General features: G+C 46.7%; 25 protein-coding genes. All 25 read left to right on the top strand.

Annotated elements, in window-relative coordinates:
* Window positions 1-199: 199 nt before the first annotated feature.
* The 25 genes from AXG56_RS10910 to AXG56_RS10800 all read left to right on the top strand — a co-directional run bounded on the left by AXG56_RS10910 (window position 200) and on the right by AXG56_RS10800 (window position 25,787).
* Complete coding sequence (locus AXG56_RS10910; RefSeq protein WP_026578105.1) at window positions 200-682, top strand: TRAP transporter small permease; 483 nt, start codon at window positions 200-202, stop codon at window positions 680-682.
* Window positions 683-693: 11 nt separating this feature from the next.
* On the top strand, window positions 694-1,992 hold the full coding sequence (locus AXG56_RS10905; RefSeq protein ID WP_026578106.1) for a TRAP transporter large permease: 1,299 nt from the start codon (window positions 694-696) through the stop codon (window positions 1,990-1,992).
* A gap of 23 nt (window positions 1,993-2,015) precedes the next feature.
* Window positions 2,016-4,406: a TIM-barrel domain-containing protein gene (locus AXG56_RS10900; RefSeq protein WP_062514446.1), complete on the top strand. Its 2,391-nt coding sequence runs from the start codon at window positions 2,016-2,018 to the stop codon at window positions 4,404-4,406.
* A 15-nt stretch (window positions 4,407-4,421) separates the two neighbouring features.
* On the top strand, window positions 4,422-5,819 hold the full coding sequence (gene uxaC / locus AXG56_RS10895; protein WP_062514444.1) for a glucuronate isomerase: 1,398 nt from the start codon (window positions 4,422-4,424) through the stop codon (window positions 5,817-5,819).
* Window positions 5,820-5,833: 14 nt separating this feature from the next.
* Window positions 5,834-6,877, top strand: coding sequence for a mannonate dehydratase (locus AXG56_RS10890; protein WP_008633230.1), 1,044 nt, complete (start codon window positions 5,834-5,836; stop codon window positions 6,875-6,877).
* Window positions 6,877-7,719, top strand: coding sequence for an SDR family oxidoreductase (locus AXG56_RS10885; RefSeq protein ID WP_026578110.1), 843 nt, complete (start codon window positions 6,877-6,879; stop codon window positions 7,717-7,719). Before AXG56_RS10890 ends, AXG56_RS10885 begins: the two co-directional genes overlap by 1 nt.
* A gap of 11 nt (window positions 7,720-7,730) precedes the next feature.
* Entirely contained in the window at window positions 7,731-8,363 is a 633-nt protein-coding gene (locus AXG56_RS10880; protein ID WP_062514442.1) for a bifunctional 2-keto-4-hydroxyglutarate aldolase/2-keto-3-deoxy-6-phosphogluconate aldolase, read from the top strand.
* On the top strand, window positions 8,360-9,361 hold the full coding sequence (locus tag AXG56_RS10875; RefSeq protein ID WP_062514440.1) for a sugar kinase: 1,002 nt from the start codon (window positions 8,360-8,362) through the stop codon (window positions 9,359-9,361). The genes AXG56_RS10880 and AXG56_RS10875 overlap by 4 nt, the downstream gene beginning before the upstream one ends.
* 117 nt (window positions 9,362-9,478) lie before the next feature.
* Window positions 9,479-10,036, top strand: coding sequence for a hypothetical protein (locus AXG56_RS10870; protein WP_026578112.1), 558 nt, complete (start codon window positions 9,479-9,481; stop codon window positions 10,034-10,036).
* 159 nt (window positions 10,037-10,195) lie between these two features.
* Window positions 10,196-10,447, top strand: coding sequence for a hypothetical protein (locus AXG56_RS10865; protein WP_235601495.1), 252 nt, complete (start codon window positions 10,196-10,198; stop codon window positions 10,445-10,447).
* 11 nt (window positions 10,448-10,458) lie between these two features.
* Entirely contained in the window at window positions 10,459-10,917 is a 459-nt protein-coding gene (locus tag AXG56_RS10860; protein WP_062514438.1) for a DUF1648 domain-containing protein, read from the top strand.
* A gap of 38 nt (window positions 10,918-10,955) precedes the next feature.
* Entirely contained in the window at window positions 10,956-11,162 is a 207-nt protein-coding gene (locus AXG56_RS19315) for a hypothetical protein (RefSeq protein ID WP_153017417.1), read from the top strand.
* Window positions 11,163-11,185: 23 nt separating this feature from the next.
* The gene (locus AXG56_RS10855) at window positions 11,186-11,713 is read left to right on the top strand and encodes a GrpB family protein (RefSeq protein ID WP_082794470.1); all 528 of its coding nucleotides are present in this window, start codon (window positions 11,186-11,188) and stop codon (window positions 11,711-11,713) included.
* 136 nt (window positions 11,714-11,849) lie between these two features.
* Window positions 11,850-12,476 (top strand): TetR/AcrR family transcriptional regulator, encoded by a 627-nt coding sequence (locus tag AXG56_RS10850; protein WP_008633207.1) that lies wholly within the window; start codon window positions 11,850-11,852, stop codon window positions 12,474-12,476.
* Window positions 12,477-12,478: 2 nt separating this feature from the next.
* Window positions 12,479-13,960 (top strand): DHA2 family efflux MFS transporter permease subunit, encoded by a 1,482-nt coding sequence (locus tag AXG56_RS10845; RefSeq protein WP_008633206.1) that lies wholly within the window; start codon window positions 12,479-12,481, stop codon window positions 13,958-13,960.
* A gap of 117 nt (window positions 13,961-14,077) precedes the next feature.
* Window positions 14,078-14,806, top strand: a complete 729-nt coding sequence (locus AXG56_RS10840) for a ZIP family metal transporter (RefSeq protein WP_062514436.1) — start codon at window positions 14,078-14,080, stop codon at window positions 14,804-14,806.
* Window positions 14,807-14,839: 33 nt separating this feature from the next.
* Window positions 14,840-16,474: a spore germination protein gene (locus tag AXG56_RS10835; protein ID WP_062514433.1), complete on the top strand. Its 1,635-nt coding sequence runs from the start codon at window positions 14,840-14,842 to the stop codon at window positions 16,472-16,474.
* Window positions 16,475-16,489: 15 nt separating this feature from the next.
* The gene (locus AXG56_RS10830) at window positions 16,490-17,584 is read left to right on the top strand and encodes a GerAB/ArcD/ProY family transporter (protein ID WP_008633199.1); all 1,095 of its coding nucleotides are present in this window, start codon (window positions 16,490-16,492) and stop codon (window positions 17,582-17,584) included.
* A 1-nt stretch (window position 17,585) separates the two neighbouring features.
* The gene (locus AXG56_RS10825) at window positions 17,586-18,716 is read left to right on the top strand and encodes a Ger(x)C family spore germination protein (RefSeq protein WP_062514431.1); all 1,131 of its coding nucleotides are present in this window, start codon (window positions 17,586-17,588) and stop codon (window positions 18,714-18,716) included.
* 137 nt (window positions 18,717-18,853) lie between these two features.
* The gene (locus AXG56_RS10820; RefSeq protein ID WP_026578117.1) at window positions 18,854-20,218 is read left to right on the top strand and encodes a hypothetical protein; all 1,365 of its coding nucleotides are present in this window, start codon (window positions 18,854-18,856) and stop codon (window positions 20,216-20,218) included.
* Between the two features lie 237 nt (window positions 20,219-20,455).
* Complete coding sequence (locus AXG56_RS19460; RefSeq protein ID WP_161484912.1) at window positions 20,456-20,617, top strand: hypothetical protein; 162 nt, start codon at window positions 20,456-20,458, stop codon at window positions 20,615-20,617.
* 123 nt (window positions 20,618-20,740) lie between these two features.
* Window positions 20,741-22,315: a sensor domain-containing diguanylate cyclase gene (locus tag AXG56_RS10815; RefSeq protein WP_062514429.1), complete on the top strand. Its 1,575-nt coding sequence runs from the start codon at window positions 20,741-20,743 to the stop codon at window positions 22,313-22,315.
* Window positions 22,316-22,394: 79 nt separating this feature from the next.
* The gene (locus AXG56_RS10810) at window positions 22,395-23,324 is read left to right on the top strand and encodes an aldo/keto reductase (RefSeq protein ID WP_062514427.1); all 930 of its coding nucleotides are present in this window, start codon (window positions 22,395-22,397) and stop codon (window positions 23,322-23,324) included.
* 57 nt (window positions 23,325-23,381) lie between these two features.
* Window positions 23,382-23,993: a pyroglutamyl-peptidase I gene (gene pcp / locus AXG56_RS10805; RefSeq protein ID WP_026578118.1), complete on the top strand. Its 612-nt coding sequence runs from the start codon at window positions 23,382-23,384 to the stop codon at window positions 23,991-23,993.
* A gap of 363 nt (window positions 23,994-24,356) precedes the next feature.
* Window positions 24,357-25,787, top strand: a complete 1,431-nt coding sequence (locus AXG56_RS10800) for a peptide MFS transporter (protein WP_051348920.1) — start codon at window positions 24,357-24,359, stop codon at window positions 25,785-25,787.

Here is a 25,787-nt window from a genome sequence, read left to right as displayed (position 1 = left end):
GAACGTGAAAGCTTGTTGGTATAGAACGGTCAGGCTTTCACGCTTCCTACATAAGGTATCTGTTGATAAATAAAATTCACGCACTTATGAAAACGATTTCAATTGTGGTGTGTTACACGATACTTGTTGGATATGAAGTTCGGTTCAACCAAAAGAAGTACGGGCTGATGGTGCGTTAGATTGGAGGAAGGAGATACCAATGGTAGATAAAGTGAAAAAAACATTAGACCGCATAATTTTATCCGTAACAACAGTTTTTACTATAGCGCTTGTTCTTGGAGCCCTTTGGCAAGTGGCCAGCCGTTACTTAATCAGCGCGCCCAGCACGTTCACGGGGGAGCTGCTGCGTTTTTTACTTGTATGGACGTCCATTCTCGGGGCCACCTATGCCTTTGGTTCCAATCAACACTTAGCAATCACCTTTATGAAGAACAAGTTTAAAGGGAAGCGGCGTTTAATGCTTCGTATCATCAATGATCTGTTTATCCTTGCTTTTGCCCTTTTGATTATGGTGAAAGGCGGGATGGAAGTAGTAAGCATCACGATGAGTCAAACGACTCCGATTCTGAATCTGCCGATGGGTTACGTTTATTCTATTATGCCGATCAGCGGGGTGCTCGTAGTCCTTTATAAATTATTACTGCTGAAAGAATATCAGCAAGAGTTGAAAGGTGAGGTGTAGAGAATATGGATATAGCTCTACAAGCTTCTCTCGTGCTTTTTGGTGTTTTTTTTCTACTATTAATCATCGGTGTTCCTATCTCAGTAGGAATCGGTGTTTCCTCCTTTGTTACTGCTCTTCTGGTCGTCCCGATGGATGTAGCTGTATTTACAGCAGCTCAGAAGATGGTGCAGGGGATCAACAGCTTTTCTCTGCTTGCCGTCATTTTCTTCATTTTATCTGGAAGCATTATGAACAACGGTGGTATTGCCATCCGGTTGATCAATCTTGCCAAGCTGATCGGAGGTCGTCTCCCGGGCTCTTTGGCACACACAAACGTTGTCGGGAACATGCTGTTTGGCTCGATATCCGGTTCTGCCGTTGCTTCCGCAGCAGCCATTGGTAAAGTAATGACGCCTCTGCAGGAGAAAGAGGGGTATGACAAATCCTATTCGGCGGCTGTTAATATTGCCTCTTCTCCGGCAGGGTTGTTAATCCCACCGAGCAGCGTCTTAATCCTTTACTCTCTGGTCAGTGGAGGAACATCGATATCGGCTTTATTTATTGCAGGTTACCTGCCGGGCATCTTGATGGGTCTTTCTGTCATGATTGTCGCTTACTTCATTGCGAAGAAGCAATCCTATCCAGTTGCAGAACGCCCCAGTTTTTCGCAGGGGGTGAAAGTATTCCTGGATGCTATCCCGAGTCTTTTGTTGATTGTTATCGTTATCGGCGGAATAGTCGCTGGAATTTTCACTGCAACGGAAGGGGCTGCGGTGGCCGTTCTTTATTCGGTCATTCTGGCGGCGGTTTACCGGGAAATTAAGTGGAAGGACATCCCTGGGATACTGACAGAAACAGTAGTAATGACCGGAATCGTCCTGTTTTTAGTTGGAGCTTCCTCCATCATGTCCTGGGTCATGGCCTTTACCGGGATACCAACAGCCATAACAGATCTATTATTACAGGCATCTGAGAATCCTATCATTATATTGTTAATTATGAATATTATCCTCCTTATTGTAGGAACATTCATGGATTTGACTCCGGCCGTTCTGATCTTCACACCGATCTTCCTTCCGATTGCGGTGCAGCTCGGCATGGATCCTGTGCATTTCGGTATCGTCCTGGTGTTCAACCTGTGTATCGGTATTATGACCCCGCCGGTAGGGAGTGCTTTGTTTGTCGGATGCAGTGTCGCCAATGTGTCTATTGAATCGGTTCTTAAGCCGCTGACCAAAATGTTCGTAGCTTTAATTATTGCTTTGATGCTTATCACATACATTCCGTGGATCAGTATGGTGCTGCCGCGTTTATTCGGACTCACTTGATGAGAGGAAAGGAGTAAAGAAGAATGATATCAACATTAACTTTTTGCTTAACCGAACAGAAGCCTAATGTATTAACCTTTCAGGCAGAAGACAATATCGTCCAATTATATATTTTAGAGGAGCGGATTTTCCGTGTGTACAACCGGATGGAATCAGCTCATAGTCTGGGGCAAACGTGGACAATTGCGCCTGGCATGGAGGATGTTCCTTTTGCGGGGCGGGACCGTTTTGACTTATCTCCGTTTTCTTTACCTTCATACGATGTGAAAGAAGAAGAAGGGACGGTTCAGGTATGGACTAACTCCTTAAAAGCAGTCATTCATATGGATGGATTCTGTATCGACTGGTATGAGAAGGAACATGACAGCTGGAGGAAAATAGCCGGAGACCGCAAAACACAAAGCTATAACTTCAGTAAGCAGCTGGGAGAAGGGGTATCGCACTATATGGAGCGCGATGCCCGGGATCATTACTACGGGCTCGGAGAAAAAGGCGGAAGGATGGACCGACACCATAAAAGGTACCAAATGCGGACGATCGATGCCATGGGATACGATGCGGAACATACAGACCCGTTATACAAACATCTTCCATTCTATCTGGTGCATTCTCCGGTAACGGATAGTTCTTACGGGATTTATTACGATAATTACTCTGACAGCACCTTTGATATGGGGGCGGAGCTGGACAACTACCATGGGTTGTACCGCTATTACCATGCCAAGAATGGCGACCTTGATTATTATTTCATTCTTGGTCCCGAAATCAAAGATGTGGTGGAAACCTACACCTGGATGACCGGCCGGACTATCTTTCCTCCAAAATGGAGTCTCGGTTATTCAGGTTCTACGATGACCTATACGGATGAACCGGATGCTCAGGATCAACTGAAGAAGTTCGTGGAGGCCTGTAAAGCATACGACATCCCTTGCGATTCCTTTCAGTTGTCTTCCGGATATACATCCATCGGAGATAAGCGTTATGTATTCCACTGGAACAAAAGCAAAATTCCAGATCCGCAGGGAATGAACGATCATTTTCATGATCACGGTATCCAAGTATGTGCCAACATTAAACCAGCGCTGCTTGTCGACCACCCGGAGTATGAAAAACTGAAAGACCAGCAGCTCTTCATCAAAGATTACACCGGAATAAATCCGGAGGTCTCCCAGTTTTGGGATGAGCTTGGATCTTACCTGGACTTTACGAATGAAGCAACGGTTCACTGGTGGAAGGATCGTGTCAAAGAAACGTTGCTTGCTTATGGAATTGATTCTACATGGAACGATAACAACGAATATGAAATATGGGATGAACGAGCACTGGCGGACGGTTTCGGTAAGCAGGTGCCGGTATCTCTTTTAAAACCGATCCAGACTTTGTTGATGATGAAAGCATCTTATGAAGCGCAGAGAGAGTATGCACCAGAAAGGCGTCCTTATTTGATATCCAGATCAGGCGGCCCTGGTATGCACCGTTATGTGCAGACTTGGTCAGGAGATAATTATACCGATTGGAAAACTATCCGCTACAACCAGAAGATGGGCCTCAGTCTTAGCCTTTCCGGGATTTACAACTTCGGTCATGATGTGGGTGGATTTGCAGGGAAAGCTCCGGAACCGGAGTTATTTATCCGCTGGATACAAAATGGTATCTTCCATCCAAGATTTACGATTCACTCCTGGAACGACGACAAAACGGTCAACGTTCCCTGGATGTACGAAGAACACGTGGAGGAGATCCGCTATTGGATGAAAGAACGTGTCAAGTGGCTGCCTTATCTCTATCACCTGTTATATCAAGCTCATGCAGAACATCAGCCAATGTTGACTCCGACCTTTTACCATTTCGAAAAGGACCCGCATACGTTCGAGGAGAGCGATGATTTCCTAGTAGGTAAAGATCTGTTGGTTGCTAATGTAATGGAGAAGGGGCAGAAAGAAAGAACGGTGTACCTTCCTGAAAATAAGGATGGTTGGTATGACATTGCCTCTCACATATGGCATGCAGGAGGGCAGTCTTTAACTCTTCCTGTTTCTATCCATACCGTTCCATTATTTGCTCAAGGTGGATCTGTGCTCCCGATTCGAGACGGTGCCGTGACTTTCGCAACGAAAGATAAGGACGAGCGGGGACTATTGATTTTTCCTTCTAAGGAAACAGGTGAGAGCAGAAGGAAGGTTTATGAGGATGACGGAGAAACGATGGAGTACGAACAAGGAAACTGCAGTTGGATTAAAGCAGTAATGAAAACAACACCGGATGTGGTTCAAGTACATGTAGAACTGGAAGGGAAGTACCGACCTCCATATGAATCTGTGAATCTTTACTTCCCTGAAACAGAGGAGCGGACCATAGAAGTGAATGGAGAGCGATTGACGGAACATACGTATCAATGGAACTTAAATAAATAGAGGAGGGGATTGGATATGCCGCAATTATTGACTGATGACTTTCTACTGACCACCGCTTATGCGAAAGAGTTATACCATGATTATGCCAGGGACATGCCGATCATCGATTTTCATAATCACCTTCCTCCACAGGAAGTAGCGGATGACAGCAGCTTTGAGACCATTACGGATGTCTGGTTGTCCGGAGACCATTACAAATGGAGATTGATGCGGGCAAACGGGATAAAGGAGCACTTCATAACAGGGAACGCATCCAAGAAAGAGAAATTTGATGCTTGGGCAGAAACAGTGCCGAATACATTAGGAAATCCTCTCTTCCAATGGACGCAGATGGAATTAAAAAACTACTTTGGCATTCATGACTTCCTCTCACCGGAGACGGCCGACGACATATGGGAAAGAACCAATGCCGCATTGAAAGAAAAGAGTATGTCGGTTCGAAGCCTTTTGGCAAAGGATCGAGTGGAATTTCTCGGTACGACCGATGACCCGACCGATGATTTATCTGCTCATCAATGGATAGCAAAGGAACAGTTGGATGTGAAAGTCGCTCCTTCCTTCCGTCCGGATCAAGCACTTAATATCGCTGGTGCCGGGTTTATCAGCTGGACAGAGAAACTAGGAGAAGTAGTGGATGAAAACCTTAATACTTATAAAGACTTCCTTACTGCTCTCTCCAACAGGATAGAGTATTTCGATCAGCACGGATGCCGTGCATCGGATCATGGACTGAACCGGATGTTCTATGAAGAGAGTACAGAAGCAGAGGTTGAAAGGATTTATCAGAAGCGCTTGAATGGTGGCGTTTTGACGGATCTGGAAGTAGAAAAATACCAGACAAGGACGCTTCTTCATTTAGCTGCGGACTATTCCGAGCGGGGCTGGGTGATGCAGTTACATATCGGTCCGCTTCGGAATAATAATACAAAAATGCTTGAAGCTATCGGCAGGGATTCCGGATACGACTCTATCGGGGATGCTCCTTTGGCGGATGCCCTGTCAAGGTTCCTTGATTCTCTGGAATATGAGGATACCCTTCCGAAAACCGTCCTCTTCGGTCTGAACCCAAGAGATAACTATATCCTGGCAACGATGGCTGGAAACTTTCAGGATGGAAGCATCCCGGGGAAAGTCCAGTTCGGTACTGCCTGGTGGTTTAATGACCATATTGATGGAATGGAAGATCAGATGAAGATTCTTGCGAATGTCGGACTGATAAGGCACTTCATCGGCATGCTGACAGATTCCCGTTCGTTCTTGTCCTTTTCCAGGCATGAGTATTTCCGGAGGATTCTTTGTAACCTGCTCGGGCGATGGATGGAGGAAGGAAGAGTGCCTGCAGATTCGAAATGGCTGGGAAGCTATGTGCAGGATATATCCTATTACAACGCAAAGCGCTACTTTAATTTATAGAGAGGAGTGATCTGATGGAAATGAGCTTTCGCTGGTACAACCACGAGGATCCGGTGACGTTGGAGAACATTAAACAAATCCCCCGGATGGAAGGCATTGTTACCGCTATTTATGATATCCCTGCAGGAGAAATATGGCCATATGAGCGGATAATGGATTTGAAGGAAGTCATAGAACAAGCTGGACTTAAATGGAATGTGGTAGAGAGTGTACCCGTTCATGAAGATATCAAGCTGGGCCGTCCTGCAAGGGATCGTTATATAAAGAATTATCAACAAACGCTGAGGAATTTGAAGAAAGCCGGCATCCATACCATCTGCTATAATTTCATGCCGGTTTTTGACTGGACACGGACGAATTTACATGAAAGTCTCCCGGACGGATCCACTTCTTTAGCCTATTCCGAAGAAGAGGCGCGCTCCATTGATCCTCTGAGTGGGGAATTGGTTCTTCCGGGCTGGGATCTTTCCTATCAAACTTCTGAACTTGAATCTATCATGGAAGCCTATCGTGGTATGGAAGAAAGCCAACTGATGAATCATCTGATCTACTTCCTGGAGGAAATCATTCCTGTAGCGGAAGAAGAGAACCTTTGTATGGCTATCCATCCGGATGATCCACCATGGTCGATATTCGGTTTACCGCGCATCATCACAAATGAGGAGAATATCACCTATTTATTACAGAAAGTGAACAGTCCTTCTAACGGCATCACCTTCTGCACGGGATCTTATGGAGCGGATCGAAACAATAATCTATTTGATATTTTGGAAGCAGCCAAAGGCCGTATCCATTTCGTTCATGCGAGAAACGTGAAGTGGACCGGGGAGAAGTCTTTCCAGGAAACCTCTCATTCAATTCATGATGGTTCTCTTCCTATGGTTGATGTCATGAAAAAATTAGTAGACGACGGTTTTGTGGGTCCGATTCGACCCGATCACGGACGCATGATTTGGGGAGAAGAAGGCCGGCCTGGCTATGGATTGTTTGACCGTGCACTGGGGGCCTCTTACCTGAACGGCATTCTTGATACAATCGCAAGAATGGAGGAAGAATGATGCATCTGCCATTTCAAGTTGATTTAACGGATAAAGTAGCAGTGGTAACAGGGGGAAGCGGTGTTCTTGGAGCGATTATGAGTCAATCCCTCGCTGAGTGCGGAGCAAAGGTTGCCATTCTTGCACGTAATAAAGAAAAGATTACAAAGACGGTGGAACAGATTCAAAAGTCCGGAGGAGAAGCAAAGGGTTTCAGTGTTGACGTTTTAAATAAAGGCGAATTACAAGAAATAAGGGACGAAATTTTCAAGGAATGGGGAAGCGTCGACATTTTGATAAACGGCGCAGGTGGAAATCATACCAAAGCAACGACGAGTCAGGAATATTTAGATATGAGTGATTCTGACGCTCAGACATTCTTTGATTTGGACACCGAGGCTGTCGATGATCTGTTCCGGTTGAACTTCTCGGGTACACTGATTCCGACACAAGTATTCGCCGAGGGCATGGTGGAGCGTGATGGCGCGACCATCATAAATATATCATCCATGAACGCTTTCACTCCTCTCACGAAAATACCTGCCTACAGCGGGGCAAAAGCAGCGATCAGTAACTTTACGCAATGGCTTTCCGTTCATTTTTCTAAAGTGGGGATCCGCGTGAATGCGATAGCCCCTGGATTTTTTCTTACGGACCAAAACAGAGACCTGTTAATAGATACAACGGGCGATTATACGTCGCGGGCAGATAAAATCATATCCCAAACCCCAATGGATCGTTTTGGAGAGCCGGAAGAACTGATCGGGACGTTACTGTGGCTTGTGGATCGCCACTCATCCAGCTTTGTCAACGGAGTAGTTGTACCGATTGATGGTGGTTTTTCAGCATATTCTGGAGTCTAGGAGGAACGGACATGCGTAAATATGAAATATACAAAGAATTGATAGATCAAAAATTAACGGTGGTAATCAGAGGGGATAGCTATGAAGAAGCAGTGCATACAGCGGAAGCATGCGTGCGTGGCGGCATCCAAAGCCTTGAGATTACCTTTACAATCCCTCAAGCAGATGAAGTCATCCGGCATTTTGCCGATCGGGACGACGTACTCGTCGGGGCTGGTTCGGTTCTGGATGCGGAAACAGCGAAATTGGCCATCCATGCAGGTGCACGCTTCGTGGTAGGGCCGAATTTCAATAAAGAAACTTCTATTCTCTGCAATCGTTATCAAATCCCTTACATACCAGGTTGTATGACGGTGAATGAAACAGTGGCTGCCCTTGAATCTGGTGCTTCCATTGTCAAGCTGTTTCCTGGGCAGGCCTTCTCGCCATCCCATATCAAGGCGGTTAAAGGTCCAATTCCTCAAGTGGAAGTTATGCCGACTGGTGGAGTAAGTTTAGATAACGTTCAAGAGTGGCTGAAAGCTGGCGCGATTATGGTTGGAATAGGCGGGGATATCACCAAGCCCGGCAGCATCGGTGATTATGAAGCGGTGAAAGAAAGAGCGAAAGCTTATGTCCAAGCAGTAAAGGAGTGCGTCGTGTGACGAAAATCGTTACGTTAGGGGAAGTATTGCTCCGGTTGAATGCTCCATCTTATGAACGCTTGAAAGAAACCGGTATGTTTGAACGGTTTATCGGCGGAGCGGAAGTGAATGTGTCCGTTGCTCTTTCCCAATTTGGCCATGAAGTGTCACTGGTCTCTGCTCTTCCTCCAAACGATGTCGGGGAGAATGCGCTTGCTTTTTTAAGGAAGAATCAAGTGGATGTGAGCAAAGTGAAGTCGGTAGAGGGGAGAATGGGGATCTATTTTGTAGAAGAAGGCTATGGTTCCCGTCCCTCCAAGGTTACGTATGACCGCTCTTATTCTTCTTTTACCAATCTGACTGCGGAGGATTTTGATTGGGAGGAAATCTTTGAGGGGTGTTCTCTCTTCTATGTATCGGGCATTACACCTGCACTCAGTCCTGTCGCAAAAGCTATCACCCTGGAAGCATGTAAAGAGGCTGAGCGAAATGGGATAACGGTATGCTTTGACTGCAACTATAGAAGTAAATTGTGGAGTCAGTCAGAAGCGAAGGAGGCCTTTGAAGAAATCTTTCCTTATGTCGATATCTGTTTTGCAGGGATGAAGGATTTTGAATACACGCTGGGTTATGGAGATAGTCCTTCCACTGACAGAGAGCGGCTTAGGTACTATTACGAGAAAGCTTCCGAAAGATATGGTATCAGCGTATTTGCCTGCACAGACAGACATGTGATGGATGGACAGCAGCATCGTTTGCAGGGATTTCTGTACAAAGACGGATCCTTGCACGAAACATCTCCGCATACGTTCAAGGTCCTCGATCGTATCGGTGGCGGCGATAGTTTTGCGTCCGGCGTTATCCACGGTAATCTGAAGAATTACGATATCCAGGAGATCTTAGAATTCGGTTTAGGAGCCAGCATATTGAAGCATACCGTGAAAGGGGACCACTTCTCTTTTACGGAAGCGGATGTAACCGATCTGGTGCAAAGCCAAACTGTGGATGTGGCGAGGTAGTAAGAAAAAGATACGTGTCCTATTCAGGACACGTATCTTTTTCTTTGACATCTTCCTGACTCATATCCTTTGTAAGATGAACCTGTAACACAAATATTGTTTACAGGAGGATACCAAATGAAAAACGTATTATCGAAGAAAGCCATCACAGGAGCGCTTGCGCTGGCCATCGCGATTCCGGGTGTTGCCTTTGCTGCCACGTCAGATTCCGAGTCCGGAGAGTCTGCGTTTGAAACCGAAGTCCGCGAGCTTCTCCAGCAGTTTAAGAGTGGGGACATCACCGAAGATGAAGCAGTTGATCAGCTGAAGGAGCAGGGATTCCATCGGGGCGGGCACGGCTTTGAGGCGCTGGATGAAGAGACGAAAGCGAAAGTCGACGCCATCCGCGATCAGGTGGAAGCAGGTGAGATGACGGAAGAGGAAGCGAGAGATCAGATGGAAGCGCTCGGCCTGAAAGGCCCCCATCACGGAAAAGGTGGATTCATGGAGAACTTAACCGATGAGCAGAAGCAGGTGATGGAAGAGGTACGCGATCAAGTGGAAGCCGGCACGATGACGAAAGAGGAGGCAGACGCCCGTTTGGAAGAAGCGGGAATAGACCTGCCAGACCGTCCGGATATGCAGGATGGAACGGATCCTGATGAAACGGAAGTCTCCCAGACGACAGCCTTGTGAACGCAGCTTGGAAGACCTTCTCGAAAAGAGAGGGTCTTTTTTCTATATACCAAATCCATAATGGGACAGGGCATTGGATCATAGCGTAACTATTGATGAATGTCATATATTTTGGAATAATTGGAAGTATGTAATGAGAAAGGGGTGTGAAAGGAAGAGATGAAACGAACCATGGCACGGATATCCATCTGTTTATTTGCTCTCAGCCTTATCCTGTATATTGTCATGCTGCTTGGGAACGACGCTTACCTTCTTATCAGTGTCGTACTTGCCGTCTTCGGATTGATTGCAGGAGTGTTTTCTGAGAAGGGGCTCTACAAGCGCATCGGTTTGATCGGGAACGGGGCCTTGGTGATAGTAACGATCGTTATCCCCCTTATTGTCACAACCTTCTTCTGGAACACGCCGTGAAAAAGGAGATCATGATACAGCGGTCTATCGCTTTGTTGACAGCCGCAGCTCTCCTTTTCCACAGCGTCCAGCTGGGTGTTCATCTGCCGGATCTGCCGAGGAACATCCCCATCCACTTCACCAATACTGTTCCCGATAAATGGGGGTCCAAGTACTTCCCGTTCCTTCTTCCGGTCATCGGTATCCTCAGCTGGCGGTTGATCGGTCTGTTAAAACGCCGGCCGGAGAAGCTGAATTACATCAATCTAACCGAGAAAAACAAAAAGATACAATACGAACGGGCCGTTCTCTTCCTCGTCGTAATTCAAAATACGATTCTTCTCATTGTTCTGTCCGCAAATCAGGATTTCCTGATGCAGGCGGCAGGAAGAGAGGTTTCTTTCTACTTTTATACGGCCATCGGTTTAATGGCTGCGCTGTTCTTTGTCTGCATGTATCAATTGTTCTGGGCTGCATTATTACGGGAATGAACTTATACGTCGTCCCTTTCTTCATAAGGGGCTTTCCGGTGAGTGTCTATGTCAGGAAGGGTGCTCCGGTTGTTCCGACCTTCGTAAACGTCGTCAAGCGGCGTGTAAGCCTCGCCTTCGGAAACTTTTTTCTTCGTCAGCTTTCGGATGAAGCTGATGAGCAGCAAAACGGCCATCAGGATTATAAGGACAGTAGCGATAGAACATTCCTCCTTTATCTATTATATACTGTAACAAAAGGGTAGCAGCGGTGGAAAGGGGAGAGACCTTGCGTAACGTAGAAGTCACCAGTTACAACGAAGCATGGCCGGCAATGTTCGAAAAAGAAGCGGATTCGCTCCGGAAGATTTTCGGGGAAGTGGTCCCGGCTATTCATCATATTGGCAGCACGGCAGTCCCTGGTCTGCATGCGAAGCCGGTCATTGATATCCTACCGGTCGTAACCGACATTTCCGTTGTCGATACATACGAAGAGAAAATGACGGCCCATGGTTATGAAGCAAAAGGGGAAAACGGGATCGCCGGCCGGCGCTTCTTTCAAAAGGGCGGGGACGACCGGACCCACCATGTCCACGTGTTTTCGAAGGGCAGCAGCGAAATCGTCCGCCATCTCGCTTTTCGTGATTATTTACGCGCGCACAAGCGGGCGAGAGAAGAATACGGGCGCTTGAAAGCGGAGCTTGCCGTCAGGTTCCCCGAGGATATTGATGCCTATATTGCAGGAAAGAACAACGTTGTCAAAGAGATAGAAAAGCAAGCAATGATTTGGTATCGGACGAAGGCCGGGAGACGGTGATCTCCCGGCTTATTTTTTTGAAAATAAAAAATGTGACACCGTGTCACTTTTTAGTTGACTATTCGAATCAAGGGGAGTAATATACATACTATCAGTTGGATGTGACACCGTGTCACAATGTGGGGGAAAGCATACTATGCCGAAACAAACATTCTTCAATTTACCAGAAGAGAAGCAGGAAGCGCTGATGAAGGCAGCGCGTGCCGAGTTTTCTAGAGCACCGCTTCACGATGCTTCGATTTCCAACATCATTAAAGGATGCGGAGTATCCAGAGGCAGTTTTTATCAGTATTTCGAGGATAAGGAGGACGTGTTCTTCTATCTGTTGAAACAGCACTCGAAAGAGAGGCAGGCTTTGTTCATTTCTTATCTGCAGCAGACAGAAGGGAACATATTCGAAGCGATGACGAATTTGTTCCACCAGACGCTGGATGAGTTTGAAGAGGAAGAGAACCGCTTGTTCTTCAAGCACGTGTTTCTGAACATGAATCACAAAGTGCAGAATACGTTTACGAATGGGGAAACAAGGGATCGATTCCTTACTTACTTGAATGATATCCGGCAGTATATCGATGAGAGTTTGCTGGATGTAAGAAATGAAGAAGAATTGTACCATGCGATCCATCTCGTTCGTGTGGTGATGTTCAATAATATGATCCGGCATTTTGCGAAAGGTTTATCAAAAGAGAAAGCGATGGAGCAGTTTGCGATCGAGCTCAGGCTTCTGAAGCGCGGCTTGTCCATCAGGAATGAGGAGGAATAAGTATGGCTGAACAAACACAACAAGTAGAGAAACAGCCGATCAACCGTATAGCGATCGTATCGGTACTGTTAGTCAGTGCGTTTGTGGCAATATTAAATCAGACGTTGTTGAACACGGCTCTGCCGAATATTATGGAAACATTGAATGTTACCGCTAATACATCCCAGTGGTTGATGACGGGATTCATGCTCGTCAACGGGGTAATGATTCCGATCACTGCCTTTTTAATAGGAAAGTTCACGACGAGACGCTTGTTCTTTACAGCGATGACGCTGTTTACGATTGGTACCGTCGTAGCGGCAGCTGCACCTAACTTCTCGGTGCTGCTTATCGGCCGTTTGATCCAGGCGAGCGGTGCCGGTATTATGATGCCGCTCATGCAGACGGTTATGTTGATGATTTTCCCAGTCGAGAAGCGGGGGACGGTCATGGGGATGGCGGGACTTGTCATCGCCTTCGGTCCGGCAATCGGGCCGACATTGTCCGGGTATCTCGTCGAAGAATATTCCTGGAGAACACCGTTTCTCATTATTATTCCGATTGCCATCGGAGCCATCATCTTCGGTGCCTTTGCGCTTAAGAACGTAACGGAACAGACGAACCCGACGATCGATGTGCTGTCCATTATCCTGTCTACCTTCGGATTCGGCGGACTGCTTTACGGATTCAGCAGCGCCGGTAATGACGGCTGGTCCAGTCCGAACGTGTATATTACGTTGATTATCGGTGTCGTCGCCCTTGCGTCGTTCATCATCCGTCAGTTCCGTTTGGAAACACCGATCCTAGAGTTCCGTGTGTTCGGTAACAAAATTTACGCCCTTGCCGCTGTCATCACGATGATCGTCATGATGTCCATGCTCGGTGCAGAATTGCTCCTGCCGATCTACATGCAGACGATGCGCGGATTCACAGCACTTGAATCTGGTCTGATGCTGCTTCCGGGAGCGCTCGTCATGGGAATCATGTCTCCCATCACCGGAAGGATTTTTGATAAGATCGGAGCACGCTGGCTGGCGATTACCGGACTTACCATCATCGCATCAATGACGTACGTCTTCTCCAACTTGACGGCGGACACGAGTTACAGCTTCATCGTGACAATCTATGCGATCCGCATGATGGGTGTCGCAATGGTTATGATGCCGGTATCTACAGCAGGGTTGAACCAGTTGTCTAAAGAGTGGATCCCGCATGGTACAGCGATGAACAACACGCTTCGTACCATCGCAGGTTCCATCGGTACGGCACTGCTTGTAACAGTGATGACGAATGCGTCCAAAGACTATACGCCGTCTGCCGGTGAACAGCCGCAGAACATAATGTCCAATGCCCTTATCCACGGCATTGATGTAGCGTTCCTTGTCGCAACCATCATTGCGATAGTCGGGCTACTGTTGTCCTTCTTCATCAAAGGAAAGCCGAAGAAAGAAAAGAAAGTGCCTGCTGCGGAAACGAAGGCAGAGCCGGCCTTGCAGACAAACTAACCAGAAACGAAATCCTCTCACAACCGTGAGGGGATTTTTTTGTTTATACCGGCCCACATAGCCTGCCTTTTTTAACACACACTAGAAGAATATAACGGAATTAGAAAGGTGAGGGCTATGTGGACAGCAGCGTTCTGGGGAGGAGTCGCAGGATCGGCGGTATTTATCGGCTCGCTAGTCGGCCTCTTTTTCACCATGAAGAAGAGTTGGATCGGGGCCATCATGGCATTCGGTACCGGCGTTTTGATCGGTGCTGCTTCGTTTGAACTCCTGCTTGATTCGGTTCATGAAGGAGGACTAAAAACAACGACGCTTGGATTTCTCGGCGGAGCCCTGCTGTTTACGATCGTTGAATTTGTCCTTGCAAGAAAAGGCGGGAAAGAGCGTAAGCGTTCCCGTGAGAATCCTCAAGGATCCTCCGGGATGGCGATCTTCTTCGGTACGATCATCGATGCCATTCCAGAGTCCGTCATCATCGGCGTCAGTCTGCTCGAAGGAGGCGGAGTGAGCTGGCTCCTCGTCATCGCCATCTTCATCAGTAATTTTCCAGAGGGCCTCTCTTCCAGCGTCGGATTGAAAAAGGATGGTTACTCTAATCGGAAGATCCTGTTTTTATGGGGGGTCGTCCTCGTGTTATCTGCGCTTAGTTCCCTGACCGGTTACGTTTTTCTTGAAGGTGCCTCGGACGGGCTGATCGCCTTCATCGGAGCGTTCGCGGCCGGAGGGGTCATTGCGATGGTGACGGCTGCCATGATGCCGGAAGCGTATGAGGAAGGCGGCGCTGCCGTCGGTTTTATCGCCTCGGTCGGTTTATTGTGTTCCTTGATTCTCACGCACTTTCAGTAAGAATAGCCAAACTATTAGTAAGGAGGGAATACCATGGAATCTGTGTTAGCGTTCCTTACAAGGACGGATGTGTATGTAGGTATCGTTGTCTTGATTCTGTTTCCGGTTTTTGCGACGAAAGCGGCCCATGGTATTGTCGACTTGCGGCGAAAGGCACGAGGGACTAGGACAACGTACGAGAAAGAACAGGAGAGAGAACCAATTGGAGACCTTCTTAAAGAGAATAAAAAGAAAATAGATGACCGGATCGGGATGAATGCAGACATTACAACACGTAACTTCAAGCTAGGGGAAGACGGCCCATCTAGTGCCCTTATCCATATCGACGGTCTTGTGAACGTGGAGGAAATCAATAATTTTGTTTTGAAACCGCTGATGTCAGATGGTGCAGGTAAGCGGAAGCATTGGAGAAAAGATGCGTTGAAGCAGCATCTGCTTGACCACGTGATCAGTGTAGCCGGGATTAAAGAAGTGGAAGATATCGAGAGCGGCATCAAGGGAGTCATGACCGGGTCGGCGTTGTTGCTTGTGGACGGCGTGGAGGTCGGGATTGTTCTTGATGTGAAAGGGTGGAAGTCAAGAGCGATTGAAGAGCCGCCTACAGAAGCGCTTGTCCGTGGTCCTCGTATCGGGTTCATCGAAAACATTCGTGACAATACCTCTATCCTGAGGAGACTAACGAATGACCCGAACTTGACTATCCTTAATTTTGAAATAGGCGATCGGTCAAAAAAGGATTTGGCCATCGTCTATATCAAAGATATTGCAAACGAAGAGCTGCTGCAGGAAGTCATTCAGCGGGTGAAGAATATCGATATCGATGATGCCCTTGAGTCCGGTTACATTGAGCAGCTCATCGAAGATAATTATTTATCCATCTTTCCACAGGTGCAGGCGACGGAGCGCCCGGATCGGGTGATGGGAGGTTTACTGGAAGGACGGATCTCTATTCTTCTTGACGGAACACCGTACGCGTTAATCGTGCCGGCGACGTTCGCTATGATGATACAGTCTCCGGAGGATTATTATGAGCGCTGGATTCCAATGTCCCTGATTCGGATGCTAAGATATTTTGCTGCTATCTTAAGCATTTTTCTGCCGTCGTTTTATGTCGCCTTCATTTCCTTTCATCAAGGAATGATTCCGACAGAGCTCGCTCTTGCCATTGCCAGCACGCGGATAGGGGTCCCTTTTCCGACGATCATTGAAGCGCTCTTAATGGAACTTGCCATCGAAATGCTGAGAGAAGCGGGCCTGCGCCTTCCGCGTCCGGTGGGGCAGACGATCGGGCTTGTCGGTGCCATCATCATCGGGGAAGCGGCCGTTCAGGCGGGACTCGTCAGCCCCATTATGGTCATCGTTGTTGCCACGACGGCGATTGCCTCCTTTGTTTCGCCTCAATACGGGATGGGAGTCGCACTTCGGGTGCTGCGCTTTGTTGCCATGTTCTTTGCTGCCTTTCTAGGTTTATATGGGATCATTTTGTTTTTCCTGCTTCTATGTATTCACGTCGTCAAACTGCGGAGCTTCGGTGTACCGTACGTTACACCGGCAACGATTTACAATTGGAGCGAAGTGAAAGATTTCATCTTCCGACTGCCTCTGTTCGTTATGAAACAAAGACCGAAGGAGTTTTTTCCAAAAGAGCGAACGCGCCGGAAGTTTTAAAAGGAGTACGGGTCTATGAATACAGGTTCAGATAAATTAACGACACCTCAGACTATTGCGCTGCTCGGCTCGATGCTTGTTGCTGTCGGTATTTTCACGCTGCCCCGGGCATTGGCGGAGAAAGTGAATACGCCGGATGTGTGGATACCGATCTTGATTGGTGGAGGTATTACTCTGGGCGCCGGATTTTTGATCATTGTCCTCAGTCTGCGTTTTCCAGAAAAGCATTTCTTTCAGTACAATCAAATCATTACGGGCAGGTTCATCGGAACACTCATCAGTCTTTTATTTATTTCCTATACGATTACTCTGGCTGCTTATGAAATACGTGCGATGGCGGAGCTTACGCAATTCTACCTGCTTGAAGATACACCGTTGTCCGTCATTATGATCAGCATGCTGCTTGTCGGTATTTATTTGTCGGTCGGAGGAATCAATCCCATTGCGCGGATGTTCGAGTTTCTCTATCCTGTATCCATTTTCTTCTTTCTTATGATCATCTTGCTCGGTCTGAAGATATTCCATATCGACAACTTACGCCCTGTTCTCGGACAGGGAATCGGTCCTGTGCTGGAAGGTATATCCCCGACGCTGTTGACGTTCAGCGGTGTGGAATTCATGCTCGTTTGGATTGCTCTCATGAAGATGCCGAAGAAAGCGTTCCAGGTCGTCGGCTGGGGTGTCGGCGTGACGGTTCTTCTTTATTTAGTCACGGTCGTCGTCGTTGTCGGTGCGCTGTCTATCGATCGAACAAAAATCGATACATGGCCCACGTTTTCTTTAATTCAGCAGTACGAATATACAGGGGTGTTCTTCGAGCGATTCGACGCCGTCTTTCTCGTCGTCTGGTTGATTCAAATCTTTGCGACGTATATCGCCTGTCACTATATAGCCGCAACCGGCCTGGCGTTCACATTTAAAACCAAATATAAGAAGGTTTGCTATCTTCTGCTCCCGGTCGTTTATTTGATTGCGCTGATTCCGGAAGATTATAATCAGATGGCTGTGATGGGGGATTACATAGGCTATTCGAGCATTGTTTTCTCGATGGCTATTCCAGCTTTACTTTTGGGGATTGCTGTTATCAGAAAGCAGAAGGGAAGCGGATGAGATGAAGACCACCTATCGTCTTTTGTCTATACTTCTAGCTTTCATTGTGCTGACTGGGTGCTGGGATAACAAAGATATTGAAGAGCTGTCATTCATTCTTGGAGCTGCTTTCGATAAATCCGAAGATGAAGAGAATCCGATTGAATACACCGGCCAACTGGCAACTTTACAAAATGAAAACGTCGGTCCTTCCAATTTGCCGCCCTTTCATAATTTCACGTTAACAGGAGATTCCATACACGAGATTATCCGTGAATTGGCCATGGAAGAACCGAATCCTTTATATACAAACCATCTAAAGGTCATCATCCTGCAGGAAAACCTGCTTGAGGATTACCCGATGTCATCGATTCTTAACCAAGTGACGAGGGATAACGTTTCCAGGATGAGTCCGCGGATGTTCCTGACCAGGGAGTCGGGGAAAGAGGTATTGTCTGTGGAAGGGAATGCAGATATACCAAGTACTTATCTAAGGGAATTGACGAACAACCATACGCGGACGACCGGACTTCTTCCTTCGGTCCGTCTTGGTGATGCCGTCACCTACTTGTCAACCAAATCCAGTTTTCTGATGCCGAATGTAGAACTTGTGAACAATGATATCAAGCTGAATGGAGCAGGTATTATTAAAGGAAGGACACAGAAATACGCAGGCCATCTCGATCAGTCAGATGTGGAAGGTGTGAATTGGATTAAAGGACAGGCAACCGGCGGGGTTGTAAAGATGAAAAATGACGATGGGGTCGTCACCGTGTACGAGCTTCAGACGTTGGATACGAAGGTAATACCTAAATGGAGCGGTGGAACACTCTCCTTCCAGGTGAACGTTACCTCATCCGGTTGGATCACCGAAGATTGGTCGCAGGAAGGAGACTCTTTCGAATCTGCCCAGCTTGAAAAAGTAGAAAAGGAGACCTCTAAAGAAGTGACCAGGATGATGGAAGATGTGATGAAGAAGATTCAGGAGGAATACGCAGCGGATGTCGTCGGTTTCCACGAACGTTTCCGGATTGCCTATCCGAAAGAATGGGAACGGGTAAAAGGAGAATGGGATGAGCTGTTCGCAGAAGCGGATGTCACGTTCGATGTAGATATCACTGTAACTGGATTCGGTTCAGAGGGGACGAAGTAGGTCGGTGCATATAGACACCGGCCTTTTTCTGCTGCTATTCGTCAACAAACGAGCCGTCAGCATTGAAATAATTTCCACGAATGTTTAGTATGAGGGCATTAATGACTTTAGCAAGCCATCCAGTTAGGAGATGTACTATGCCGCAGCTAACCAACTACTTGTATCTATTCTATTCATTTGTCTTCCTTTTGAATATCATCCACGTATTCTGGCAGAATGCCGTACTTTACACAGGAATCGGTATCCTTGCGATCATCATGATTGCCATCAGCTTTCCACGTGCTGATAAGGTTTTCAAGGTTCTTGGTACCGTTCTGATTGCAGCCGGTACCTTTTTCTACTTTTCAAGCGATGCGGGCCTTCGGGATATTCCGGATGCTTTTGCAGGAAATATCAGCCTTCTGTTCCTCGTCTCCATGCTTCCCTGGATGAACAGCGCCGTGAAGGCAGGTCGCTACAATACACTGTTGAAGTCTTTGATTGGAAACAAAGACCGTCGTCTCAGTAAGCTTTACGGACGCAGTGAGCTGACAATGGTGTCGCTTGCTGCTTTCCTGAACTTATCCTCTGCGACCGTTTCCCAGGATTTGTTGAAAGAAAAGTTGAAAAACGTCCCTGCGAACGTACGTAATAATTTTGTAGCGATGGTGACGTTGAGAGGCTATTCTCTCGCCCTGTTATGGAGTCCGCTTGAGATTCTATTGGCAACCGCTATTTTCATAACAGGAGCCAATTATCTGGCAGTCCTGCCGTGGATGATCGCGATTTCTATTATAGGGATCCTGCTCGATTCGGCGTTTGCGAGGTTCTTGTTCCGGAACGAATCCTTACCGGAAGAAGATACGGCCAAGAACATTCCGATGGATAAAAAGAAATTCTTTCAGTTCATAGCCGCCCTGGCCCTGTTTCTAGGAGTCGTCGTTTTCCTAGGCAATGTCATCCAACTCGATTTCCTGTTCTCTGTGACGATTTCCATCTTTCCTTTCGCGTTTTTATGGGCAGTGGTGATCCATAGAAGAAGGAGTTTCTTCCACATCGGATGGCCGACGTGGAAGTGGAATACGAACAGGCTCGACAATTTTATCGTTCTGCTTGTTACGCTGTCCTTTTTAACAGAGACGCTGACGGCATCGCCTTACCTGCAATACATACAGGATCCGATCATTGCTTTGGAAGGCCGGCCGATTCTGATTATGTTCTTCATACAGGCGGCATTCCTCTTCATCACACTGCTTGGTGTTCACCCGATTGCAACGATGGGGATTTTCGGTGGAATAAGCGGACTCCTGCTGGGAGCGTTCCCTCCGGTCACGCTCGTCATTCTCCTCTCCAGCTGTGCCATCGCGACCGTCCCGTCTGCACCTTATGGACTTATTGTCACGATCACATCCGTCGCCTTGAAGCGGAATCCATATCAGATTGTGCTTCGGAATCTGCCCTATACGATCGGTCTCGGCTTTGTCGGGATAGGAGTTTCCCTGCTGTCCATGCTTTTCTATTAATTATTTACAGAAATTACTAGTTTAGCAGCTGGAGATTTTGGATACATTGGTAGATAGGAACCAATCAATGTGCTGTTTCATTACCGTATCAGTTGCAAATTTCGCTGTTTTTCAACATAATCTTAACAGAGGCAAAACATAGATAACCCTCGGCGAAGAGACAGACAGGTTTTCTGAGAAATTCTAAGATGAGTGTCCGTACGTCATTGGTGAATAATTAGAAAGAGGGGAAACAAAATGAGGGAAGATATGATCCGTGTGTTGGACCAAAGGGATTTTCTGGTGAAGGAAAACAAGAGGCTCCAGGAACAGTTGGAGCATGAACGCCTGAAAGTGTCCGTGTTGAAAAGGGAACTAGAGAAAGAAGAAAAGAGAACGCTCGTACCAAGCGGTGCGTGAATATAGAGTAATGCCGGACCATCCTACCTGGTCCGGTTTTTTCTTTTCTAAAGATTCTACTGGATTCGACACGCGCGCTGTGAGATTATAATGGAAAGCCGTACATACAGGGAGGGGTTTTCCATGCAGGAACTATTGATCTATATCTGCCTATATCTTCTGCCCGCAGGAATGATGTTCCATTTAGCTCTCGATGTATGGGGGAGGAACCGGAGAAGCACCGAACATATCCTTCTCGGAAGCTACATTTTCTTATACGGAACATTGTTCTTCTTCGAATTCATCCGCAACCAGGTCGATATTTCCTACAGTCCATTCATCACCACTTACCTGTTCGGAAACGCAGGTCTGCTTCTATTATCGCTATCTCTTCATTTTATCTTCAAGGTTACCCACCTTTATAAACGAATGGCTGCTTATTTGTATCCTTGGATCTTTTACGTCCCTGCCGTCCCGGTGCTTCTGACCCTGCTGCTGCAGACGAATCTGACGAATAGTGCGGCATTTGAACACGTCGGTTTGTTCCACTACCCTGAGTACAATACGGAATACCTGATGACGATGACCATCGGGAACGTCTTTCACTTCGGTATTGTACTCCTGCTCGTGTACCTCTATAAAACAGCCAGGGTACCTGTTCAAAAACGTGTATTGAAAACGTTGATGATCGTAGCCGGACTTGTTCTTATCTGGGATGTCATCTTCGGATATTTGGAGATCCGAGGCTTCCTGCCGCCGTATCCATATATCTATGGCGGTATTATCTGGGCTTTTGCATTAAATATTGCCATGAAAAAGTTCGATTTCCTTGCTTCTTACAGTAGAAGATTCTCCATCTTATATGATCTAAATCCATCGTCCATCCTTTTAATAGATAGAAAGGGAAGGATCGACAGTGCGAATCCGGCGACGAACAAACTGCTCCGCTATGTAAAACTTACCGGACACAATCTGACCGATTCCCTTGCTGAATCCTTCAAGGAGGCGACAATGTCCGCCTTGGATGAGGCTTTTGAGACGGGAGGGAAATTCTCCGGACTCGAATCTAAAATCGTCACGGCCGATGGCCGGGAACGATTCGTTCTTATCGACGGTGATTTCCTGCTGATCGACCAGCGTATCTATCTGATGCTTATCATACGGGATATCCATATGATGAAAGAAGCCCGATCTACCGCCGAGTTTCTCGCCTACCATGACCCGCTCACAAAACTCCCGAACCGCCGCCGATTTTATGAGAAAGCAGAGGGAGCGCTCGCACGGAAAGAAAATATGGCCCTTCTCGTTTTCGATCTGGACGGATTTAAAACCATTAATGATACTTACGGCCACCAAGTAGGCGATGATTTTCTCGTTCATATCGCCGACAGCCTGACAGAATTCATCCCACCAGACGGATTTGCTGCCCGCGTCGGCGGGGATGAATTTTACGGAATGATTCATTATGAAAATCGCGAAGAACTGGAGTCGAGAGTTACCTTCTTGACGAAAGAAATAAGACAGCGCGTCTTTCACTATGGAACCATAGACATTCCTGTACGCTTCAGTCTCGGCATCAGCTGCTTTCCGGAGCATGGAGATGAGTTGGAAGTGTTGATAGCGAAGGCGGACGAGGCGATGTACGTGGTTAAGCAGGAAAGCCGAAATGGACACAGCTTCTGGTCGAGCCGGACGGGAGTTACAACCCCCTCTAAATAGGACCGGTGCAGATGGTTTTTCATCGCTTTCTTCGTGGTACATAATAGGAGAGTAGTGATAATAAGGGAGATGAATAGTTATGGACAAATCTATCCGTTTAGGTAAATCTGACTTGCACATCAATCCGATCGGCCTTGGAACGAATGCTGTCGGCGGACATAACCTCTACCCGAACCTTGATGAAGAGCAGGGGAAGGATGTCGTCCGTACAGCGATTAACCAAGGGATGAACTTTCTTGATACAGCCTTCATTTATGGGCCGGAGCGTTCAGAAGAGCTTGTCGGGCAGGTCATGAAAGAATACAAGCGTGAAGAGATCATCCTTGCGACAAAAGGCGCCCACGAATTCAAAGGGGACGATGTGGTCATAAACAACCGGCCTGAATTTCTAAAACAAGCGGTCGAAGGAAGCTTGAAGCGTCTGGATACCGATTATATCGACCTCTTCTACATTCACTTCCCTGATGAAGATACACCGAAGGATGAAGCAGTCGGTATGTTGAAAGATTTGAAAGATCAAGGGAAAATCCGCTCGATCGGAGTTTCCAACTTCTCTGTCGAACAACTGAAAGAAGCCAATAAAGACGGCTATGTTGACGTCATTCAGGGTGAATACAACCTGTTTAAACGCGAAGCAGAAAAGGATATGCTGCCTTACACAGCAGACAACCAAATTTCCTTTGTGCCTTATTTCCCATTCGCATCCGGACTGCTTGCAGGTAAGTATGATGAAAATACGACATTCAATGACCTGCGTGCGAAGGATCCGCTTTTCCAGGGAGAAGCATTTAAACAGAACCTCGCCAAAGTTGAGCAGCTCCGCCCGATCGCTGAGCAGAAGGGTGTGGAAATTCCACATATTGTTCTCGCCTGGTATTTGAATCAGCCGTCCATCGACGCCGTTATACCTGGTGCAAAACGTGCATCCCAGGTCATTGATAACTTGAAGACGTTGGAAGTCTCCTTGACGGATGATGATATTTCCAAGATCGATCATATATTTTCATAACGTCAAGAACTCGGAACTCCCTTAACGGGGAGTTCTATTTTTTAGGGAGCTGATCTTTTGAAAAAACTATTACTAACAGGGTTTGAACCATTTCTCCATTTTCCAATCAATCCCACGCAGCAGATCGTGGAAGAACTTAAAGGAAGCGAGATGAATGGATATAGAATAGAAGGAGAAATCCTTCCTGTAGATTTTAACCGGTCAGGAAAGGAAATAAAGAAGCATATAGACCGCGTTCAACCGGATGCAGTTATTTCCCTCGGTTTGGCAGGAGGACGTGACAAAGTGACCCCGGAGCGAGTCGCTGTCAACTGGAATGAAAGCAGCGAGAAGGACAATGAGGGAAATACATCCGAAGGAGAAAAGATTTATTCTCAGGGTCCGGACGGAATCTTCTCCACGCTTCCAGTGAAAGAGATGGTTCAAGTCATAAAAAAGAACGGTTTTCCGTCGGAAATATCTAACACAGCAGGGACTTACTTATGTAACCATGTGATGTACCAGGTGCTCTATTATTTCCGACAACAGAATCGAAGTACACCATCAGGATTCATACATATTCCCGCGTCACATGAATTAGCCGTTCGACACGGAAATCTCCCGAGCTGGTCTCTGGAAGACTTGGCAGCAGCGGTAAAAGCTGCGATTGAAGTAGTAACTTATGATTAATCTGACTTTTTCGACGTCCTTTTCCTTATTCATGAGGAAAAGGACGTTTTTTGTATGGACCGTGTCCCTATTGGGAATACAGCTGACACGATCCATCATTTCCCGGGAAATGTAGAGATGTGGACTTTGGATAAGAGGAAACGCGTAAAAAGGATAACTGTTTCGTGTTTCGAAAAATTCCAATGAAAAAATTATGGAGGAATCTACCTTTTTGTGTGTTTATAACAATTGATATATCAACATCCCGCTATTATTATCTAAAAAATTTTAATTATAGTAAAATAAAGACTTTTTCATTTATTACTTACATATGTCGAATTTTGATTTATAATGAAATTTCTAAAAACTAACACACTTTTACAAATGGAGGGAATAATAGTGCAGGCAACTATTGATAACGCACCGAAACAAGGTAATGGAAAACATCCGCCTGGTTTATTCCTGCTCTTCATTACGGAAATGTGGGAACGCTACAGTTATTACGGCATTCGTTCCTTCCTTGTTCTATACTTGACGGCTGAGCTGGTAAGCGGCGGTCTTGGAATGAGTGACAGCCAAGCGCTTGTTCTATATGGTAACTATATCGGTCTCGTTTACTTGACTCCGATGATCGGCGGCTGGCTGACGGACAAGTTCATGGGATTGCGGACAGGGATCACCATTGGTGGTATTACAATGGCCCTTGGTGACTTTACGCTGTTCCTCGTGCAAGAGCAATGGGGATTATACTTAGGCTTGCTTCTATTAATTATAGGTAACGGTTTCTTTAAACCGAATATTTCCACCCTCGTGGGTGAGCTCTATGATAAGAATGATTCAAGGAAAGACTCTGCATTCACCATCTTCTATATGGGAATCAATCTTGGTGCTTTCTTCTCACCATTGATTGCGGGTCTCCTTTATCAGGATATTTTTTACTCCACCGTAAATGGAGTAGAGCACTTCGGTTTCAAATTCGCATTCCTTGCATCTTCTCTCGGTATGATCATCGGTCAGGTTCTTTTTAATGCACTTTCTAAGAAATACTTGGGTGATATCGGTACGAAGCCTGCCCGTACGAAGGCGGCTCCCGTAAAAAAAGAGAAGGCGAAGCCGCTTACGAAACAAGAGAAACAGCGGACGTTGGTCATATTGATTCTCGCTGTGTTTGTCATCATGTTCTGGGTAGGATTCGAACAGGCAGGTGCATCGTTCACGTTATACACACGAGATTTCATCGACCGTACCATTTTCGGTTATGAAATTCCTGTATCCTGGTTCCAGTCTTTGAACCCGCTGTTCATCCTGCTGTTTGCTCCAGTCGTGTCAGCTATATGGTTGAAACTGACGAAAACGAAGCGTGGGGATTTCAGTGTACCGACAAAAATGGCGTTCGGCCTCATTCTGTTAGGACTTGGTTTCATGGTCTTGATCCCTGCAGTAATGGCCACAGGCAGTGATCCGGATAATGTAACGATGAAAGTAAGCGCTGGCTTCATGGTGATCACGTACCTGCTTCATACGATAGGAGAGCTTTGTCTGTCACCAATCGGCTTGTCGATGGTTACGAAAATGTCCCCTGTCAAGTTCGCCTCTGTGTTAATGGGCGTATGGTTCTTAAGTAACGCAGCATCCAACAAGCTTGCCGGTGTCGTTGCATCATGGACGACAGAGGCAGGTTACCTGGAGATCTATGTTTATATCGGTCTGGCTGCCATCGTTCTCGGCTTCATTCTTCTCGCATTGACCAAGCAGATTCAGAAACTGATGAACTTGGAAGAGCTGGAGAAAGAAGATCAAATGAAAACAGCATAA

The organism is Halobacillus sp. KGW1 (assembly GCF_001592845.1).
Taxonomy (GTDB): Bacteria; Bacillota; Bacilli; order Bacillales; family Halobacillaceae; genus Halobacillus.
This window is presented reverse-complemented; position numbering and strand designations above follow the sequence as displayed.